Origin of the sequence: Actinocrinis sp. (assembly GCF_035946395.1) — a bacterium.
Lineage (GTDB): Bacteria > Actinomycetota > Actinomycetes > Streptomycetales > Catenulisporaceae > Actinocrinis.
In genome coordinates, this window is sequence record NZ_DASYZI010000022.1 from 25,991 (window position 1) to 45,866 (window position 19,876).

Consider the following 19,876-nt stretch of genomic DNA (forward strand, 5'->3'; position numbering starts at 1 on the left):
CCCGCGCACAGCATGGCCGCGCTGGGCGCCGAGGCGCGCGGCGGCCGCAAGCCCTTCGGCGCGGACGCGCTGATCGCCTGCGATCAGCTGGTGCGGATCTACACCGTCGACCGGATGCGGGTGCTGGCGCTGCAAGGGCTCGACCTGCTGGTCGCCGAGGGCGAGCTCACCGCGCTGGTCGGCGCGTCGGGCAGCGGCAAGTCGACGCTGCTGAACATCCTCGCCGGGCTCGACGCGCCCACGGCCGGGGTAGCGCGCGTGGCCGGACAGGATCTGGGCACGATGACGGCTCGCCAACGGCTGACGTACCGGCGGCACACGGTCGGGTTCGTGTGGCAGCAGGCCGCGCGCAACCTGTTGCCGTACCTCACGGCGGCGCACAACGTGGCGGTGCCGATGCGGCTGGCCGGGGTGGGCCCGCGGGAGCGGCGCAGGCGGACGGCGGAACTGCTGGAGCTGATGGGCGTCGGGCGCTGCCGCGACCTGACGCCGGACCGGATGTCGGGCGGGGAGCAGCAGCGTGCCGCGATCGCCGTGGCGCTGGCGAACCGGCCCAGGCTGCTGCTGGCCGACGAGCCCACCGGCGAGCTCGACAGCAGGACGGCCGCGGACGTCTTCGCCGCGATCCGCGCCGCGAACGGCGAACTCGGCACCACCGTGCTGATCGTCACGCACGACGCGGCCGTCGCGGCGCAGGTGCGGCGCACGGTGGCGATCCGCGACGGCCGCACCAGCACCGAGACGCTGCGGCGCGCGGCCTCCGGCGGCGGCGCGGCCGGGGATCACGAGGTCGTCGAGTACGCGATGCTGGACCGGGCGGGCAGGTTGCAGCTACCGCGCGAGATGACCGAGCCGCTCGGCATGCGTGACAGGGTGCTGCTCCGGTCGGCCGGAGACCACATCGGAGTGTGGCCCGACGACCGCAAAGACAATCAAAGTACTGACAGCACTGACAGCACTAAGGGCGCTGGGAGTACTGAGGGCACTGAGAGCACTGACGGCAAGGGGCGGGGACGATGAGCACGGCCGACGCCGCCGGGGCCAGCACAGTCGCGGCCAGCAGTGCGCCGGTGGCCACCACCGGCGGTGAGCCCGGGCCGCTCGTCGCGGCACGGGAACTGACGCGCACCTTCGGCTCTGGCCGCGTCGCCGTGCGGGCGCTGCGCGGCGTGTCGTTCACCATCGCGCCGGGCGAGCTGGTCGCGCTGCGCGGGCGATCGGGCTCGGGAAAGACCACGCTGCTCAACATCGTCGGCGGGCTGGACCGGCCGTCGTCCGGCACGATCAGCGTGGACGGCCACGAACTGACCGCGATGCGCGAGGCCGAGCGGCTGAACCTGCGGCGCTCCACGGTGGCGTTCGTCTTCCAGTCCTTCGGCCTGCTGCCGACGCTGTCCGCCGCGGAGAACGTCGGCGTGCCGCTGCGGATCCTGGGCATGGACCCGTACCGGCGCGAGGAACGCGTGGCCCTGATGCTCGACGTGGTCGGCCTGGCCGGGCACGCGGCGCAGCGGCCGAACGAGCTGTCCGGCGGCCAGCAGCAGCGCGTCGCCATCGCCAGGGCGCTGGCCGCCAGCCCGCGGCTGCTGATCGCCGACGAGCCGACCGGCCAGCTCGACGCCGAGAACGGCCGCCACATCATGCGGCTGCTGCGCACCGTCGTGCGCTCCGAGGGGACGACCGCGCTCGTCGCCACCCACGACAGCACCCTCATGGACATCGCCGACCGGGTGCTCGACCTGCACGACGGCGTGATCGTCGAGCAGTAACCGCGACGCAGCGGCCGCGTCAGATCCAGTTGGGCATCAGCATTCTAGCGATCCAGGCGCTGTACGAGACGGGCCGCCCGGTCAGCACCGGGTAGAGGAACGCGAAGTTCAGCGCGACGACGGCGAGGTAGACCCCGACGATCGACGCACCGGTCAGCCGTCGCCGCAGCGACGCGACGCGCGGGCCGAGGACCAGCCCGAGGCACAGCGTGACGGCGAGGATGAGGAAGGGCTCGAACGAGACCGCGTAGTAGAAGTACTCGGTCCGGGACGAGAACGCGAACCACGGCAGCCACCCGGCAGCCACCGCGGCGAGCACCGCGCCGAGGCGCCAGTCCCGGCGCCGCAGCCACAGCGCCAGGATGACGGCGAGCGCCGGGATCGCGGCCCACCAGATCGCCGGCGTGCCGACGGCCAGCACGTTCTGCACACAGCCGCGGGCCTCCTGGCAGCCGCTCTGCGCGAAGCGCGGCGCGGCGTAGTAGAACCGCACGGGGTGGGTCAGCAGCAGCCACGTCCACGGATGGGAGGCGAACGTGTTGGGCGTGCTCAGCGACGTGCCGTAGTCGAACATCTCCCGCTGATATTGAGCCCACGAATACAGGGTCGAGACGACGGGGGTGCTCACACCGTGCTGCTGCGCGTAATACCGGTCCCAGCCGATGGTCGAGGCGAACCATCCCCGCCACGTCGCCAGATACGCCACCGCGGCGACAGGCCAGAGGCCTGCGACGCTCCCCGCGCCGTCGCGCAGCAGCGCGGTGAGCGTCCGAACCTGATGGTCGGGCCTAGCCGAGCGCCGTGCGGCCACGTCCCAGGCGGCGGACAGCAGGGTGAACCCGACCAGGAAGTACAGCCCGTTCCACTTGCACGAGACCGCCAGGCCGAGGCAGACCCCTGCGGCAAGCCGCCACCACCGCACCGGCGGCAGCGCGCGTTGCCGCTCTTGCTCGTCGGGTACACCCCTCGCGGCGGCTCTCGCGTGCCGGTCGCGGTCGATGATCAGGCAGCCGAACCCGGCGAGCGCCCAGAACATCACGAACACGTCGAGCATCGCCGTGCGGCTCATCACCAGTTCGAGCCCGTCGAGCGCGAGCAGCAGCCCGGCGATGGTGCCCAGCAGCGTGGATCCCGTCATCCGCCGGGTGATCCTGGCCAGCAGCAGGATCGAGAGCGTTCCGACGAGCGCGACCGCGAAGCGCCACCCGAACGGATCGAGCCCGAACAGCCACTCCCCCGCGGCGATCTGGACCTTGCCGAACGGCGGATGCGCGGCGAACTGGCCGCCGTAGATGAAGATGTTCGTGTTCCCGCTGAGCAACTCGGTGTTCGCGAAGCCGTTGGTGGTGTGCTCGGCGCCGAACCGGAGGATGCCGTACGCCTGCGGGGCGTAGTAGGCCTCGTCGAAGACGACGTCCTGCGGATTGCCCAGCTCGGCGAAGCGCAGCCAGGCGCCGAGTCCCGTCACCGCCAGCGGCCCGGCCCAGCCGCGCACCGTCGCGCCGGCGACCGCGGCGGCCAGCCGCCCGCGCATCAGCGTCCAGATACGCAGCCGGTCGCCACCGCCACCGCCACCGCCACCGCCACCGGCTTCGGGTGCGGACTTCGTCTCGCTGACGGTCTCGGCCACCGCGCGATGGTAAATGAGACTCCTGCGTCTGGCCAGTCGCCGGCCGGCCAGGCCGTCACACGCGCAGGCAGTGAGGCTCGCGGCATGAAAGCACGGTGCAAGCAAAGAGCACTATGCCGGTAAGCGCGCCATTGTATGAACGACTGCATGGACGACTGCATGGACGACTGCATGGACGACCGCATGAACGACGTGCCCGGTCACGTCAGTGGCTCCAGCCAGTGCAGGTGGCCATCGACGCGGGCCAGTGCGGTGGCCGCGTCGTCCCCTGGCCCATGCATGGCGATGACACCGCGCGCGGCGACCGGAAACCGGTGATGCGGCGCGTCAGGCGGTTCGAGCCAGACGTGGAACAGCGGGCCGCTCGTGCCAAGTGAGTCAATGGCGTCGTCGAACGCCTCGCGACGCTCTGCGGGGACGTGCATCCGCGTGGCCGCGTGAAACACCACGCGCGGCTCGCCTGCGGGCAGGTCGCGGCCGAGAGCGGGACACACGTCCGCCACGTCGCCGGTGATGATCGTGACCGGCGCTTCGCGCGCCTGGTCGATCGCCGATTCCAGGATCGCCGCCGCGGTGCGCTGCTCCGGCCACACCAGCGCTCGCAGCCACAGCCGCTCACGGCTGTCCGCCAGGTCGATCGGATGCAGATCGACGCCGATCTTGCCGGCGATCCGCGGAACGTCGTCGAGGTCGGGTACCGGATCGGTCCCGCGCCAGCGGCCATCCAGCGCCACCGACGCGTCCGGCCGGCCGAACTCCCGCCCCCCGATCAGGTAGCGGTATCGGTCGACGTTCATCAGCAGCCCCGCGCTGGCGCCGACTTCGACGAGGTGGACCGGGCCTTCGTACCGTCGGCCGATGGCCCACAACGCATAGCGCAGGCCGATGGCCCGCCGCACGACGTTCGACTGGACGAGCCGCGTGCGGATCAGGTCTTCCAGCGGCGCCCGGTACTCATGGCAGAAGTCGATGAACACCGGTCCGGCGTCGGCCGGGTCGCGGACCGGTTCCGGCTCCGGCACCACCGACGGGTAGTACGCGCGCAGCCGGTGGTCGGCGCCGTCCAGCAGCAGGTGGTGGACGGCGCCGAACAACAGGTACGACGCTTGCTGTCCGGAACGCCGCCTGGTCAGCAGTTCCAGCAGCCGCCGGTCGTCGGCCACCGCCGGGCACAGCGCCTGGTACAGCGGCGAAGTGCCGAAGACGGCCGTGGCCGCGCTGCGGAAATGCCAAGCCAGGGCTTCGATCTCCGGTAGCGCGGCCATGCCCGTCCCCTGTTCCGTGCCCGTTCTGTATCCGTGCAGCTAATTGCTCACGATCAGCAGAACGATAAAGGTCGCGGCGAGCAGGAGCAGTACCGAGCAGCCGATCCTCGGGAAAGCGCCGGCGAATCCGATCAACAGCCCGAACAGCAGGATCAGCGCGCCGAGGCCGAGCGAACCGGACAGATAGTGCGCGGCCGCAGCTGCGGACTGCCCTCCGCCGAGGTCGGTGACGAACCGCTGAGTGAGTGCGGGTGGCGTCCGGTTGAACCGGAATCCCCAGATGAAGTTCCCGAGGATCACCGCCGCGGTGAGGATGGTCGAGAGCTTGAACAGAACGTGCTTGTGCAACAGGAGGCCGGCGACCTTTCCGGTCTTCCTGACGACCTTCTGCGCGTCGACGATGTCGATCTTCAGCCAGACGACGAGAATCCCGACCGCGAGCATGATCAGCACCGCGAGCTGGGAGGCGGCGAAGTCGACCGGCCCGCCGAATCCGTTGTACACCGCGCCGGTGGAGCTGCTGATGGCGGTGGAGAAACCGTCCAGGTGCGAAAGGTCGATCTTCGCGTAGGGCGAGTTCGCGGGCGGATCGAAGGAGACGCCGTACAGTCCGGGGATGAGCAGGCCGAGGCCCGCGATCAACCCGCCCGCGACGAGGAATCCGCCGCGCGTCTTGCTCGCCATGTTGGCGCCTGGCAGGTTCAGCTTCATGGTGTGCACGCTCCGTTCACCCGCCGGACGGGTCGTTGTATCCGAAGAAGAACTGGACGAATCCGACCACGGCGCCGCTGAGTGGGGATGTCTGCGCGTCAGCCCGCAGCTGCGCGTACGGAATGGTCGACTGGACGACGCTGTTGGCGATCTGCAACACGAATCCGGTCGCGACGAACCCGGGGTTCGGTGGTATGGGAAGAGGTATGCCGACATTGCCCACGCCGGGTAGGTGCAGACCGGCGTTGGGGTTCTGCGTCGAGGTGATGTTCGGCGTGCCGAGGCAGTAGAAGGAGGCCGCCGGGGATTCCTCGGCGGCGTTGCCGAGGCAGTTCGCGTTGACCTCGATTTCCGCCGCTACCTCGATGAGCTCTTCCGCACCGGTGGGATCCCAGTGGTTGACGGGATCGTTCGCGGTGTAGCCGTAGGCGTTGCGCGCGGGCTTCGGATCGGGGCTGAGGAAGCGTCCGGTCGCCGGGTCGTAGTAGCGGGCGTTCGAAGCGTCCTGACCTGTGGCGCTGGGGTGGTAGCCGTCGAAGGCCGCGAGGCCGGCAGCATTTGCGGCACTTGTGACGTTGGGCTGGCCGAAGGCGGTGAACTCTGTCAGGGGGCTGCTCAGAGTGCCTTGCGGCGTGGTCGTGCCGGTCGTGTCGCCGTGCAGGTTGTACATCGGGTAGGCGGTACTGGTTCCGGTGGCGCTGGTTGCGGTGATGGCTTCCAGCGTCGTGGTCGGCGGCTGGGCCGGATCGCCGGAGGCCGGGTCGGCGACGAAGTTCGTCACCGTCGTGCTCACCGGGCTCGTCGTCTTTGTGGACTGCTGCACGAGCGTTTCGCCGTCCCACAGGTACGTCGTGGTCTGCGCGCCGCTCGTCTCGCTGACGAGTCGCCCGAACGGGTCGTACTTCTCCGTCGTGCCGCCACCGGTGCTCAGGCTCGTCCCGACAAGGCGGTTGTCCGCATCCCACGCGTAAGTGGTCGTAGCGTGGCTCGCGGTGTCGGTCTTGGTGGCGACGTCGCCTTCGCCGTTCCAGGTGTAGGTGTTCGCGCCGTCCGAGAGCAGGCGGTTCGCGGCGTCGTAGGTGGACGTCCCTCCCGGGCCGGTCAGGCGGTTGCCTGCGGCGTCGTACGTGTAGGACTCGTTCGGCAGCGCACTGGCGGCCGGGTGTGCAGCGGTCGCGAGGGTGCCGTCCGGGTTGTAGGTGAAGGTGTTGGTACCGTCGAGGTCGGCCATGGCGGTGATCTGGCCGGTGGCAGGGTCGATGGTGTCGGTCGCGGCGGCGAGCGTGGTGCCCGCGCGATTGGTCGTGGTCAGCGCGGTCGCTTGGTCGGCGTCGTTGTACGTCGTCGAGTCGAGCGTGCCGTTGGGCCTGAGTGCGCTGGTCAGGCGGCCCGCGGAGTCATAGTTGTCGACGAACGTCCCACCGCTCGGGTCGGTCACTGCGGACAGTCGGCCGTTGCCGTCGTACGCGTAGGTGGTGTGTCCGGCAGGTGTTCCGGTCGCGGTGATCAGCCCGGCGGGGTCCACAGCGTGCGTGACGGTGACGGAGCCGGACGGGCAAGAGGTCTGCGACGGTGCGGACGCGCAAGTGGTCTGCTTCAACAGACGGCCCGCGTCGTCGTAGGCCAGGTCGATTTCGGCGTTGGCGTTGTCGGTTTCGGCGAGTTGGCCGAATGCGTCGTAGGTGTAGTGCGTCGTGCCGGTCGGGCTCGTCTCAGCGGTCAGATTTCCGTCGGCGTCGTACGCGTACGTGGTCACGACTCCGTCGGGGTTTGTGCGCTTGACGACGTTGCCTGCGCCGTCGTAGGCGTAGGTGGTCGTCTTTCCGTCCTGGTCGGTGACGGTCAGCGGCTTGTTGAAGCCGTTGTAGGTAGCCGTCTCAGTGGCGTGCGTGGTGGCGGCTGTGACGGACGTGAGGTTCCCGTTCCCGTCGTATGCGTAGTCGGATTCGTGACCGGAGGCGTCTGTCTGCGCCACGGCCAGCCCGGTGGAGTTCTCGGTGGTGCGGATCGTGTGGCCGGCTGCGTCGGTTTGGGTGGCCAGGTTGCCGTTGGCGTCGTACGTGTACTGAGTCGTACGACCGGCCGGGTCCTTCGCCGATGCGAGGGTGCCGTCCGGGTTGTACGTGTACGTAGTCGGCGCGAGGCCGGGCACGTCGTCCGTCAGCGGCCGGCCGGTCGTCGGATCGTAGGTGACGACCTGGGCGACGCTGCCGTCTGGATTGAGCTCCTCCCCCGGCCGGCCGAAGCGGGTGTACGCCGAGTAGGTGATCGTGCGCCCGTCGCCGTCGGTGTCGGAGAGGATCTGGCCGTTGGTCGGCCCGGGGGATTCGTCGTAGGTGGTGGAGACGATCGCCCCGGTCGGGCCCGTGGTGCTGGTCGGCCGGCCGGAGGCGTCGTACGTGTACGTCGTCTTCAGCGTCTTGCCGCCGGAGGCCTGGTCCCGTTCGGCGAGGTTGCCGTCGGCATCGAAGAGCTCGGTGGTCGTGAGCTTTCCGTTCGGGTCCGCGACGGTCTGGGTGCGCGTCGCGGCGTTCGCGGTCACGGTGATCGGCGGATCGCCGCCCTGGGCGACCGTGGCGACGCGTCCATCGGGGCCGTACGTAATGGTGCTGATCGGCTGGTTGTTCGCGTCGCTGCTCCCGAGCAACTGGCCGCTGGACGGGTCGTAGTCGTAGTGCACGGTGGTGACCGGGTCGGTCACGGCGGTGAGCTGGCCGGCGGCGTTGTAGGTGTACGTCCAGTGCTGATTCTCTCCGGCCGCACCGTCGTCGGGACCTGCGATCTTCGTGATCCGGCCCGCGGGGTCACGGGTGATGGTGATGGACTGGCCGTTGGAGCCGTGCACGCCTTGGCCGTCGACGGTGATCGAGGCGCCTGCCGCGTTGGTTTCCCGCACCAGGCCGGTAGTGGTGTCGAGGGTGTAGACGGTGCCGTCGGGCGTGGTCAGGGTGAAGCGCGTCGGGTTGAAGACGGTGCCGTCGCTGACCTGCGCGACGGTGCTGTCGTAGAGGTTGCCGTCGTCGCCGAAGACGAGGGAGCCGCTGGAGGCCAGCGTGTCCACCGTGCCGGTGCCGGGCCGCGGCGTGTAGCCGGGGCTGATGAACATCAGGCCGCCGAACTCGGAGCCGGTCGGGGTGAAGTCGAAGACCTCCTGGTGACCGTCGGGCCAGGTGACGGTGACGCTGTGGCTGACGTTGACGGCCCGGTAGGCGTAGTCGCAGGACAGGATGCCGCAGTCGGTGACGTACTGCTGCCAGCCGCCCGAGCCGAGCGCCCGGCCGGTGGCGACCTGGATGTTCGAGAGGTCCACGCGCCAGCCGGTGCCGAAGTCCCCAGCCGAGTGGTCGGTGGAGTTGTAGACCCGGTCCACGGTCATCGCCAGGCCGTCTACGGGCACTGTGAGCTCGTGGTACGTGGCCTGATACGCGCCGAGCTTCATCGCCCCGGCCACGCTGAGCGCGACGGTCTGGCTCGCCGCGCCGCCGCCGCTGGCCGTGGCCGTGAGCGTCAGGTTGTACTGGCCGTCGGCCAGGCTGGTCGGGTCGAGGGTGGCCAGCGGCGTCGGCGGCGCCGCGGAGCCGGAGGCCAGCGTGGTCGAGGGCGAGCCCGGCGCGCTGGACTGGAGGCCGACCGACCAGGAGGCGATGGACTGCCCGGCCGGAGCGGTGATGCTCGCGGTGACCGGCGTGGGCGCGCGCACCACGGAGCCGTCGGCCGGCTGGATCGCGCCGATCGTCGGGGGCTGGCCGGAGGCCGAGGCGTTCCACGTCACATTGACCAGGTTCGAGGCGACCACGGTGCCGTCGACCGCCGCGGTGGCCTGCATCTGGTCGGCGCCGGTGGCGCTCGCCGGATCTAAGAACATTGCGACGCCGTTGGCGTCGGTCGTCACAGTGGTCGTAGCCGCGTTCGCTCCGGTGATCCGCACCTGGATCGCGAGACCCGGCAGCGGCTGGCCGGTGCCGTCGACCGCGCAGACGGTGAAGGATTTCGGCAGCCCGGCGGGGTAGGTCTGGTCGCGTCCGGGCGAGATCGCAAGGCTCGTGGCCGGGGCGAGCGCGGGGCCCGCCGCGGACGGCGGCGTGGCGCTCCAGGTCTCGTCGGCGAGGAACCACAGGTCGCCGAGCGGCTGCGAGAGCGATCCGTTCTGCGCGCCGAACGCGACCAGTTCCGCCGAGTCCACGGGGTCGTAGGCCGAGGTCGCGTACGCGCGGCCGGGCGGCGAGGCGGCCGGGGTCAGCTGCTTCCAGGTCGTGCCGTCGAACAGCCACGTTTCATTCGAACCCTGATCGCCGCCGAAGAGTACGAGGCCGTGCGCGGACGGGACGTAGTCCAGGCTGGCCCCGGTCCGCGCGCTCGGCGCGGCGGTCGGGCTCAGCTGGTTCCAGGCCGTGCCGTCCCAGGCCCAGGTGTCGGACAGGTCCGGGCCGCCGTAACCGGTCGAGCCGCCGAACAGGACGACTTCGCCCAGGTCCGGATCGTAGGCCAGGGACGGCTGCCAGCGAGCGGAGGGCTGGGCCGGGTCGGGGTGCTCGGTCCAGTCGGTGCCGTCCCAGGTCCAGGTGTCCGGGTTCTGCGTTCCCTGGGACTGCGAGGTCACCAGGACGACCGTGCCGTTGGCCTCGTCGTAGGCCAGCTTCGCCGAACCGAGGTTGCTGGGCGGCGGAGAGTGGACAGGGTGCTGCTGCGTCCAGGTGTGGCCGTCGAAGGTCCACGTGTCGTCGTAGCTCGTGCCGGTCAGGGTGTTGTAGCCGCCGAATACGACGAACGACTTGGTCGCCTTGTCGTAGGCGCCGCCGGCCCAGCCGCGCGCGGGGGGCGCGGCCGCCGCGGCGATCGGGGTCCACGCGCCCTTCTGCCAGACCCACGTGTCGCCGTAGTAGATCCCGGACTGCGCCAGGTTGTAGCCGCCGTACAGGACGAACGCGTTGGTGTCCGGATCCCAGGCGCCCGCGGCCCCGGTCCGCGCCGGCGGCAGCAGCGGAGCGGCCGGGCCGTTCGTGCCCACACGGACCCAGGGCTCTGATTCGTTGCCGATGCAGGCCTGGTCGAAGCCGCCGGTGTTGAGCACCTCGCCGGTGTCCCGGTACGTGGAGGTGGCACCGCCGATCGTCACGTTGATCAGCGGCACCAGCTTCTGCACGACCCCGCACGTGCCGGCGTCGTCGTCGGAGGTGTCGAAGCTGGCGAACCCGGCGTTCTCGGCCAGGATCAGCGTCTGCCCCGGATTCACCACGATGCCCGCGGGCCACTCGTCGTAGTGCACCGGCGCGCCGCCGCTGGGCACCGGGACGTCCACGGTGACCTTGTCGAGGGTCACCGGCGCGTTGGTCACGTTGTCGAAGCGGACGCCTCCCGAGTCGGCCCCCGGGCCCTGCGCGCTGCCATCGCCCTCGAAGACGACGTTCGGGGAGCCGTACCAGGGCAGCGGGGAGATGGTGTAGTCGTTGGATGCGCGCAGCGTGTCCTGGTAGCCCACGTATACGTTCACCGGCGGAGTGTTCGGCGCCGCGGGCACCGCCTCGCTGGGGCGAAGCACGAGCGAGAGCTGCGGGCCGCCGCGGCTGAAGTAGTCCAGCTCCAACGGATAGTTCCCGGCGGCCGGGAAGTGGATGGTGACGGGATGGGTGGCCACCGTCCCGCCAGAGCGCTGATTCGAGGCCGCGACCAGCGGATAACCGTCGAACGCCGACTGGTTGGAAGTGGGCGGATTGACGTAGTCGCCGTTGACCCGGCTCGCGCCGTTGCCGATGCCGAGCAGGAACCCATCAGCGCTGTCCACCGCGTAGCTCAGGTCCCCGGGCCTGCTCACGTGCAGCGTGGTGGTGAATACGGCATCGAATGACGCCAGCGCGCCGACCCCGGCCTGCTGGCCGTCGCCCTCGGCGGGCAGCGTGCCGCTCGCGTCGCCGGCCACGTCCGTGGTCACGTCGGTCAGCGGATGCGTCGTGGGCGAAGCCGGATAGTGGTCGCCCGCGATGACGCCGGGCTGCGGGTTGAACGCCAGGTCCGGGAAGGTCTGCGCGAACGCGGCGGTGTCGCCGGGCTTCGCGGTGAACGCGGCGGCGTCCGCAGGCTCGGCGAAGAACTGCCCGGCCGACGGATCCATGCTCACCGCGGCGACCGGCGTCGTCGGTGCCGCCCAGGTGATCGTCGAGGGCTGCGATGTGACGGTGTCCGGTCCGGCCGCGAAGGTGGCGGACGCACTGTCCGTGCCCGCGCTGGTTCCGGTGTAGGTGAAGCTCGCCACGCCCTGAGCGTCGGTCGCGGCGGAGTTCGTCGCCTGATTCGCACCGGTGACGGCGAAGCCGACGTCCATACCCGCGAGCGGCTGCCCGCCGCGATCGGTCAACGTCGCCTTGAGGATCTGCGCGGTGTGCGGTGTGTTCGGCCCGGCCACGCCGGGTGAGAGGACCAGGTGTGCGCCGGAGTACGCGGACGGGGCAGCCGCGGTGTACGTGTACTGATCCGCAGCGGTGACGGCGCTCTGACCTGCCGCGGTGGTCACCCGCACGTCCACGGCCCCCGCACCGCCCGGCGGCGTCGCTACCGTCAGGCTGCTGCCATCCGGCGCCACGGCGATCCCGCTGGTGGCCTTCGCCGCGCCGAAGTCGACCTCGGTCGCACCGCCGAGGTCGGCGCCCTGCACGGTGACCGTGTTCGTCCCGGCGACCGGTCCGCCGCCTGGCACCACGGCCGTCACGCTCGGCACCGTCACCCTCGTCCCGAGCACCTCGACGAGCACGAGGTTGTACGGATCCGTACTCGGCGCGGTGTCATCGATGGTCACCGCGGCACCGGCGGCGGGCGTCGCGGCGGTCGTGGACTGCACCCAGTAGGTGTCGCCGACCTTGTCCGTGGCCGAATGCACCACGCTCTGCCCCGGGCCCGGCGTGCGCTTGACCGACTTGAGCCAGTCGTCGCCCGCGGCCCACACCCACGACTCGGGCTGCGTGGTGACCAGCGTCCCGGCCGGCGCGCCGCTCGGGGCATCAGCCGTCTTCGACGCGCCGATCCCGGTCGCGCCGGTGAGCGCGACGACGGTCAGCGCCTCGTCCCAGCAGGCGATCCTCTGCTTCGCGGTGATCTTCGCGCTCGACAGCGCGCCGGTGGCCCGTGCCGCCCACACCTCCGCGTCGCCGAGCTGACGGTTGTCGGCGCCGACGCGCTTCCAGGACAGCCCGCCGCCCGAGACCACCGAGGACTGCCCGCCCGAGGTCGGGCTGTCGCTGCCCACGAACGCGAGCAGCAGATCGCCGCGTGCGCCGTGCTGACCGTCGCCGTCGCCGCGTTGTACCGCTGCGCGCTGGAAACCGTCTCCACGCTGATCGCCGAACCGTCCATCGCAGGCGCCAGATACCTGCTCGGCGCGGCCGCCGGCTTCACACCCGCCGCCGTCGCCGTGTTCGACGAGACCAGCCCGGTCAGCAGGCTGAACGCGGCCAGCACCGCGAACCTTCGTGTCAACGCCCTGCCGCGACGCCTATGGAAGCGCGCAGCACTCATCCCACCCATGAAACCCCACCCCTTGATGAATCCGGTTGGACCGGTCAGAAGCGTTTGCACCAGATGCCGACCGGCGGCTGAAAGCGCCATCCGTCCGTCGGCCAGCCTTCGCCGAGCAGATCGGAGAAGAGCGGCTCGGTGATCGCGGCGAGCAGGCCACGCTGCTCGGCGCGCGCCAGCTCGCGCAGGACGTCGCCGCGCACGATTCCGAGGACCCGATCGATGGCGGATCCGGCGAAGCCGTCCTCGTGCACGTGCACGATGCCGACATCCAGCGCCAAGAAACCGGGATCGGGACCGGAGCCCGCCGCGACGCCGGCGCGCAGCGCCTCGACCAGGTCGGCGGCGAATGCGACCTCGTCGATCCCGGGCGGGGCGACGGCGCTCTCCGCCCCGCCGCCCGGCGCCGGAAAGACGTATATACGGTCGAATCCGCCGGACCGGCATGCCGACGCCAGCAGCCCTGGCCTGCCGGCGACAGCCATGCACATGCGCCGCACACCCGGCTCGACCGCAGGTTCAGGCATCTGAGTCCCTCCATCTGCGCGACGCATCCGGGAGCCGGACGCTCCCCTCCAAGCGGGCATGTGCACACCTCGAATGTGGCCCGGTCCGCGCCGGAGAACTCCGTCTCAATACGGGATTGCGCAGATTCCCGGTTCGCGGGGCCGGATTTCCTCGCGGCACCGGAGGATCGGCTTGCAAGTGCGCATGGATTTGCGAATAAGGGCACTTGTGGCGTGGCGCGGCTGCACAATGGACGCGGACGGCCGCCCAAGGTGGTGGGAGGGCCGAAGGGGGCGGTGACGATGGAACATCTCGCTGCGGGTCCGACCGGGAAACCCACCCGGTCCATGGCTCGCGGGAGCCTGTCCTGGCCGGCGGCCAGCCTGCTCGGCGGCCTCGGCCCGAGCGCGCGGGACCGGCTGCTCAATCTCGGAGCACTGACTCAGTATCCGGCCGCGGGCCGGGTGCTCATGCACGAAGGAGACACCACCACATTCGTGATCATCCTGCTCGACGGCGTGGTGAAGGCGACCGCGCTGACGCAGGACGGCCGTCACGCGCTGTTGGCGGTCCGGATGGGCGGCGATCTGGTGGGCGAGCTGTCCTCCGTGGACGGCGGACCCAGGTCCGCGACCGTGACCACGGCCGGCGTCGTGGTGGCGCGGGTCGTCTCGCAGGCCGAGTTCCTGGACTGCACGAGGCGCGACCCGCAGATATCACACGCGGTCAACACGGCCGTCGTGGCGAAACTGCGACTCGCCAACCGCAGGCGCATCGACTTCACCGGCTGCGACGTACGCACCCGGCTCGCCCGGGTGCTTCATCAGACTGCTGTCGCCTATGCCACGAAGCCCGGTGACGGACTGCCGCTGACGCAGCCGGAACTCGCGACTCTCGCCGGAGCCGCCGAGCCGACCGTGCACAAGGCCCTGCGAGACCTGCGCGCGTCGGGCGTGGTGTCCACAGGTTACCGCTCGATCAGGGTTCTTGATCTCGACCGGCTCCAGGCCATCGCCTACCCGTAGCCGGACGCATGCGGAGCGCGAATCCGGGCGATCCCGCACTGCGACGGGATTCGACGCACCCCACCGGTCGATAGTGGTCACAGTGTCCCAAGTCCTCAAGGCGGTCCGACAAGATCCACCAGGAGTGAGATGCCGCCAGCACCGGAGCACCCGCACGCCGACGATCCGCAGGACGATGACGCGCCATCACGGCACGTCCACGTATCGCAGACCGTGTACAACAACGGCGGGTACTCCGCCACGGTCGGCTTCGGCAACATCTACCAGTTCGGCGACCGCGTCCGGCTCTTCCGGTTCGAGAACTGGCGTCCCGCCCCCGAACCCGACGCCGCGTTCCTGCGCGCGGTGGCCAGCCGGCTGCTCAACGCCCGCTACGCCGTGGTCGCCTTCACCGGCCGGGCCCGCGAACTGGAGCAGTTGCGCACGTGGCGTGACGGCGGCCCACGGCTCGCGGCCCGGTGGCTGCACGGCGACGGAGGCCAGGGCAAGAGCCGGCTGGCCGGCGAACTGGCCGCCGAGTCGGCCGCGGCCGGATGGAAGGTCCTGACGGCGATTCACGGCCCGCACACGATCGAGCTGCCATCCGGCGGCCCCGACCTGCGGCTGGACGGCTGCGCCGGAGTGCTGCTGCTCGTCGACTACGCCAACGAGTGGCCGCCGAGCCATCTGGCCTGGATGCTCGGCGACACGGCTCTGCATCACGTCGGCATGCGCACCAGGGTCCTGTTGCTGGCCCGCTCGCACGGCGACTGGCGGGGTCTGCAAAGCCGGCTCGAAGAAATCGAAGCCGACTTCTCCGTCCAGCGCCTCGATCCGCTGCCCGGCGCAGACGGATCAGGAGCCGGGGCCGGAGCCGGGGCCGGAGCCGGGGCCGGAGACGGGACCGGACCGCGTCAGGAGATGTTCGCCGCCGCCCGCACGGCATTCGCCGCCCGGTACGGACTACACAACGCGCACGGCCTCAAGCCCGCGGCGGATCTGAGCCGACCGGAGTTCGGCCTGACCCTCGCCGTGCACATGGCCGCACTGGTGGCCGTCGACGCGGCGGCCCGCGGCGCGCCCCCGCCGCACGGGGCCGGCATGGCCGACCTGACCCGCTACCTGCTGAACCGGGAGTACAAGCACTGGGAGCAGCAGTATGGCGATCCAGGGCACGAACTCAATCCGGAGAACCGCACCTACTTCACCCCGGCGCCGTTGATGAACCGGGTCGTGTTCACCGCCGCGCTGACCGGACCGGTCGATCCGGCCGCGGGCACGGCGGTGCTCACCAGGCAAACGCTCCCGCTCGCCGCGCCGCAGTTGCTGGCCGACCACGCCGTCTGCTACCCGCCCGCCGAGCCGGATCGCGAGTGCGTTCTCGAACCCTTATACCCGGACCGGCTGACCGAGGATTTCATAGCACTGACGCTTCCCGGCCACGGAACCGGCAGTCCGGAACAGCAGTGGGCTGCGACGACGGCGGTGGACGCCCTGCTCCCGCTCCCCCCGCCCGCCCCTGAACCGGCCGTCGCAACCGACACCAACACGGACACCGACACCAACGACCACGACGCCCCGCCGTGGACCACTCGCGCCCTGGTGTTCCTCGCGGCGGCAGCCGCACGGTGGCCCCACGTCGGCCTCACCGTGCTCTATCCGTGGGCCGTCCTCCAGCCCCAGCGCGTCCTCGCCGGTGGCAGCGCCGCGCTGAGCGCCCTCGCGGCGATCGACCGCGACCGTGGCCCGGTCCTCGCTCCAGAGCTGCACGCCGCGCTCGCCAGCGTGCACCGTGTCCTGCCGCCCGGCCGCAACACGGACCTCGACTCCGGCATGGCCGACCTGACCGAACGCCTGGCCGGGCACGTTCTCGCCACACGGCCGGGTCGCGCGGTCCGCGTCGAATGGCTCTGCGACAGCGGCATCCGCTTCGGCCACGCGGGCCGGCACGAACAGGCCGCGGCCCAGTTCGCGGCGGCCGAACCGATCGCACGCAGGCTGGCCAGGCTCGGCCGAGTCGAGCGCCGGGCCAACCTCGCCTTCGTGCTCTGTCATCTGGGCTTGGCACGCAGCGAAACGGGCGACCGGCAGACGGCGGTCGCGCCGCTGAAGGAATCGGTGCTGCGCTACCGTCGGCTGGCGGCCATGGCCCCGACGCAGTACGCCGCCGACATGGCCATGGCGGCGAGCAATCTCGCCAACGTGCTCAGCAAACTGGGCCGCAACGAGCAGGCCCTGGCCGCCACGGGCGAGGCCGTCGCCGGTCTCCAAGCCCTCCCCGACGCGCAGAACCCGCGGCACCGGGCGCTGCTCGCCGCGGCCCTGGGCAACCGCAGCATCATCGAATTCGAACTCGGCCGGCCCGCCGCGGCTCTGGAGGACACCGACCGCGCGGCCGCCCTCCTGCGTGACCTCGCCGCGCAGGACCCCGCAGAGCACCTGCCCTTCCTCGCACTCGCGCTCAACGGCCTCGGCAACAGCTTCGACCGCGTCGGCAAGCACCACGACGCGCTCGCTCCGACGCGGGAAGCCGAGGGCATCCTGCGCACGCTGGCCAAGTCGAGTCCGGCGGCGCACCGGCCCGCGTGGGCGACGACGGCGAGCAATCTGGGCCTGCGCCTGGCAAACCTCGGCGAAAAGGCCGAGGCCCTCGGTTTCTTCGAGGAGGCGGTGGCGGCCGGCCGGCTCATGGCCGAGGCGAATCCCAGCGCGTATCTGCCGGACCTGGCCCGCTTCCTCGTGAACCTCGGCACCTGCCTCAGCGAACTGGGCCGCCTCGACCAGGCCCACACCGCGTTGAGCGAGGCCACCGCCACATACCGCGCCCTGGCCGGCGCCCTGCCGGACGCCCACCTGCCGCGTCTCGCCGGAGCGCTGAACAACCTCGGCACGGTAGAACTGAAGATAGACCGCGCCCGACAGTCGGCCGACTCGCTCACCGAGTGCGTCAATATCCTAAGACTCCTGCGCACGCACAATCCCCTGGCACACCAGCAACTGTTCGTCCTCGCGCTGCACAACCTCGCCGACGCGTTCGTGACACTCGGCAGACTCGACGAAGCCTCGGCCGCCGCGCGCGAGGCAGTCGATTCGGGCCCCGATCCACGCAACCCGACCGGCATCGACGCCGCCGCGCATGTTCCGGGATCGGCGATGGCGCTGCTCAGCCTCGCGGACGCGCTGTCCGGGCAGGACCGGGACGCCGAGGCCGCGCACGCCAGCGGACAGGCGATCGGCCTGCTGCGCGACCTGGCCCGAGACAACCCGAACCATTTGGCCCAGCTCGCCGTGGCGCTGCACAATCACGGCATCTACCTGACGTGCACAGACAAGCCAGATCAGGCTCTGGACGCGCTCAACGAGTCCATCAGCCTCCTGCGTCCCCTGGTCGGCACGAACCCGGCGGCGCACATGGAGCAACTCGCAACAGGCCTCTACGTCCTGGGCTCCGTCCTCGCCGACGACCCGAACCGCCGGGCCACAGCCGTGACCACCTTCGAAGAAGCCGCCGAAGTATTCGCTCGCTGCGCCGAACAGCGAACCACGGCCACCCCCCTGCACTGCGCGGCGAAGCTCAACGAGATCTGCGACGCACTCTTCGAACTGAACGACTTCCGCCGCGCTCTCGCCCTGGCCGAGGACTGCGCCGCCCGTTTCCGCAGACTCGCCGCCGCCAACCCGAACCGCTATCAGCCTGCGCTGGTTCTCGCCCTCTCGCGCCTGTGCGTCCGCACGTACAACGACTCCCGCATGGCCGACGCGAAGGCGATCGGCCGGGAAGCCCTGGCGCTCCTAAGCACTCTCACCGCCGCCCAACGCGCGGAAGGCGCCGACGAACTGCGCGAAGCGCAGCGCAGCATCGAAGCCCTCGGCAATTTCGACAACCCGTGGGCACGCGCGTGACGACCAGAAGGAGAACGCGGTTGTCCCACCTCGAATACCGAGCGCTGCTCGACCTGGACATCGAGAAGTCCTCCGGCCGCGGCCGGGGCCCGCTCACCGAGATCCGCAAAGCCCTGAGCGAAGCGGCCGGTCACTCACTGCGACGCAACGGCATCGCCTCAGCCGACTGCCTCATCATCGACCTCGGCGACGGCCTGCGGATCGTCGCCCCTGCCGGCACGCCGAAAGCCAACCTGCTCAACACGGTGACGCAGGACCTCGCCGTCCTCCTGCGCCGGCACAACCACGCGGTGGGATCGGGCTCTCCACACCGGATCCGGGTCCGTGCCGCCCTGCACGCCGGCGAAGTGGACGTGGGCGACAACGGCGCAGTGCACGGCCCGCCGCTGGAGGTGCTGGCCCGCCTGCTCGAAGCCGGGGAACTACGCGAGGCGCTGCGCAACGCGCCACCCGACACGCCGCTGGCGCTGATCGTGTCCGCGCATTACTACGAAGACGCCGTGAAGTACGGCTCGTTGGCGGTCCTCCCCGAGGACTTCGAGCCGATGAACATCGGCGTGAAGGAGTACACCGGTCAGGCGTGGTTGTTCGTGCCCGCGTTCGCCGCGCGCGGGCCAGGCGAAGGAGGAAACGAAGCACCCGGAGAAAACAGAGGAGCAGTCGTGCCCACCGAGCAGGAACTGGAAATACTCGCCGCCGCCGGAGCCACCGCCCTGGTCACGGCGATGGCCACGGACTCGTGGTCGGCCGTCAAAAAGCTCTTCGGCCTGCTCTTCCGCCGCACCGGCACCAGCCGGACGCAGGCCGCGCACGACCGCCTCGACGCCGACGCCCACCTCGTGGAAGGCGCCAAGGACCCCGAAGCGGCCCGCCGCAGCCTGCTCGCCCCCTGGACCAGCGAACTGAGCACCCTGCTGCACGCCTCCCCCACAGCCGCCGCGGAACTCCAACGCCTCGTCGACGAACGCACGAGGCACAATCCGCCGGAAAGGGCCTCTCAGCAGGCAAACCAGACCGTCGTGGTCGAGTCGGGCGGCACCGCGAACACCGTCGGGTTCGGAAGCGTGATCCACTACGGCATCCCGGCGCCACCACCGCCGCACCCGTCAACACCCAGAGTATCCGAGGAATCCGAGGAATCCGGGACCGTCGGCAAACCCGTCATTCGCGAGCACGGCGAGGACTGACACGGTCAGGCTCCGCGCACGACTCGACGGCTTTCACGTTTCATACGAGCCCGGCCACGGCCAGGACCAGGACCCCTTGGGATCGAACAGAACTCCTTCAGGGAGCCAGCCGATCGAACAACGCGCTCGGCACACGAAACAGACCGGCTGTTCGTCACAGACTCCGCTGCGGAGACCGCATACCCTCGTGAAGCGCAGGGCGCCGTTCCCTCCAGCAATGAGCCGCTACTGATGGGCGTCATTCCCTGCGCCACTCCTGACGACGACCGCGGCGTCCACCACCACCCGGCGCCACGCTCGATCCGACCTGGAGCAGTCCACACAGAACCTCACGGCCCGTGTGGAACCGTCCCCGGATCCCGAGCCCATGGACGGCGACGGCTCGCGCACGCGA

Annotated in this window: 10 protein-coding genes; 5 read left to right on the forward strand and 5 right to left on the reverse strand. The window is 70.5% G+C overall.

Going from position 1 to position 19,876, the window contains the following annotated elements; translation table 11 throughout:
- Nucleotides 1-12: 12 nt before the first annotated feature.
- Nucleotides 13-1,020 carry an ABC transporter ATP-binding protein gene (locus VGS97_RS01675; RefSeq protein WP_349261941.1) on the forward strand — a complete coding sequence of 336 codons (1,008 nt, stop codon included), beginning with the start codon at nt 13-15 and terminating at the stop codon, nt 1,018-1,020.
- Nucleotides 1,017-1,769 (forward strand): ABC transporter ATP-binding protein, encoded by a 753-nt coding sequence (locus tag VGS97_RS01680; protein ID WP_326851351.1) that lies wholly within the window; start codon nt 1,017-1,019, stop codon nt 1,767-1,769. Before VGS97_RS01675 ends, VGS97_RS01680 begins: the two co-directional genes overlap by 4 nt.
- Nucleotides 1,770-1,788: 19 nt before the next feature.
- Here VGS97_RS01680 and VGS97_RS01685 read toward each other — a convergent pair whose 3' ends face one another.
- The 5 genes from VGS97_RS01685 to VGS97_RS01705 all read right to left on the reverse strand — a co-directional run bounded on the left by VGS97_RS01685 (nt 1,789) and on the right by VGS97_RS01705 (nt 13,408).
- Nucleotides 1,789-3,399 carry a dolichyl-phosphate-mannose--protein mannosyltransferase gene (locus tag VGS97_RS01685; protein ID WP_326851352.1) on the reverse strand — a complete coding sequence of 537 codons (1,611 nt, stop codon included), beginning with the start codon at nt 3,397-3,399 and terminating at the stop codon, nt 1,789-1,791.
- 200 nt (nt 3,400-3,599) lie between these two features.
- On the reverse strand, nt 3,600-4,664 hold the full coding sequence (locus VGS97_RS01690; RefSeq protein WP_326851353.1) for a DUF2332 domain-containing protein: 1,065 nt from the start codon (nt 4,662-4,664) through the stop codon (nt 3,600-3,602).
- Between the two features lie 39 nt (nt 4,665-4,703).
- On the reverse strand, nt 4,704-5,375 hold the full coding sequence (locus VGS97_RS01695; protein WP_326851354.1) for a hypothetical protein: 672 nt from the start codon (nt 5,373-5,375) through the stop codon (nt 4,704-4,706).
- Nucleotides 5,376-5,391: 16 nt separating this feature from the next.
- A complete protein-coding gene (locus VGS97_RS01700) occupies nt 5,392-12,612 on the reverse strand; it encodes an RHS repeat-associated core domain-containing protein (protein WP_326851355.1) in 7,221 nt (2,406 codons plus the stop codon).
- Nucleotides 12,613-12,925: 313 nt separating this feature from the next.
- Nucleotides 12,926-13,408, reverse strand: coding sequence for a hypothetical protein (locus tag VGS97_RS01705; RefSeq protein ID WP_326851356.1), 483 nt, complete (start codon nt 13,406-13,408; stop codon nt 12,926-12,928).
- Nucleotides 13,409-13,735: 327 nt separating this feature from the next.
- On the opposite strand from VGS97_RS01705, the gene VGS97_RS01710 reads away from it, so the two are divergent.
- From VGS97_RS01710 to VGS97_RS01720, 3 genes are all read left to right on the forward strand, one after another.
- On the forward strand, nt 13,736-14,413 hold the full coding sequence (locus tag VGS97_RS01710) for a Crp/Fnr family transcriptional regulator (protein WP_326851357.1): 678 nt from the start codon (nt 13,736-13,738) through the stop codon (nt 14,411-14,413).
- A gap of 129 nt (nt 14,414-14,542) precedes the next feature.
- Complete coding sequence (locus tag VGS97_RS01715; RefSeq protein ID WP_326851358.1) at nt 14,543-18,295, forward strand: tetratricopeptide repeat protein; 3,753 nt, start codon at nt 14,543-14,545, stop codon at nt 18,293-18,295.
- Nucleotides 18,296-18,315: 20 nt separating this feature from the next.
- Nucleotides 18,316-19,482: a hypothetical protein gene (locus VGS97_RS01720; RefSeq protein ID WP_326851359.1), complete on the forward strand. Its 1,167-nt coding sequence runs from the start codon at nt 18,316-18,318 to the stop codon at nt 19,480-19,482.
- The last annotated feature ends 394 nt before the right edge of the window (nt 19,483-19,876 follow it).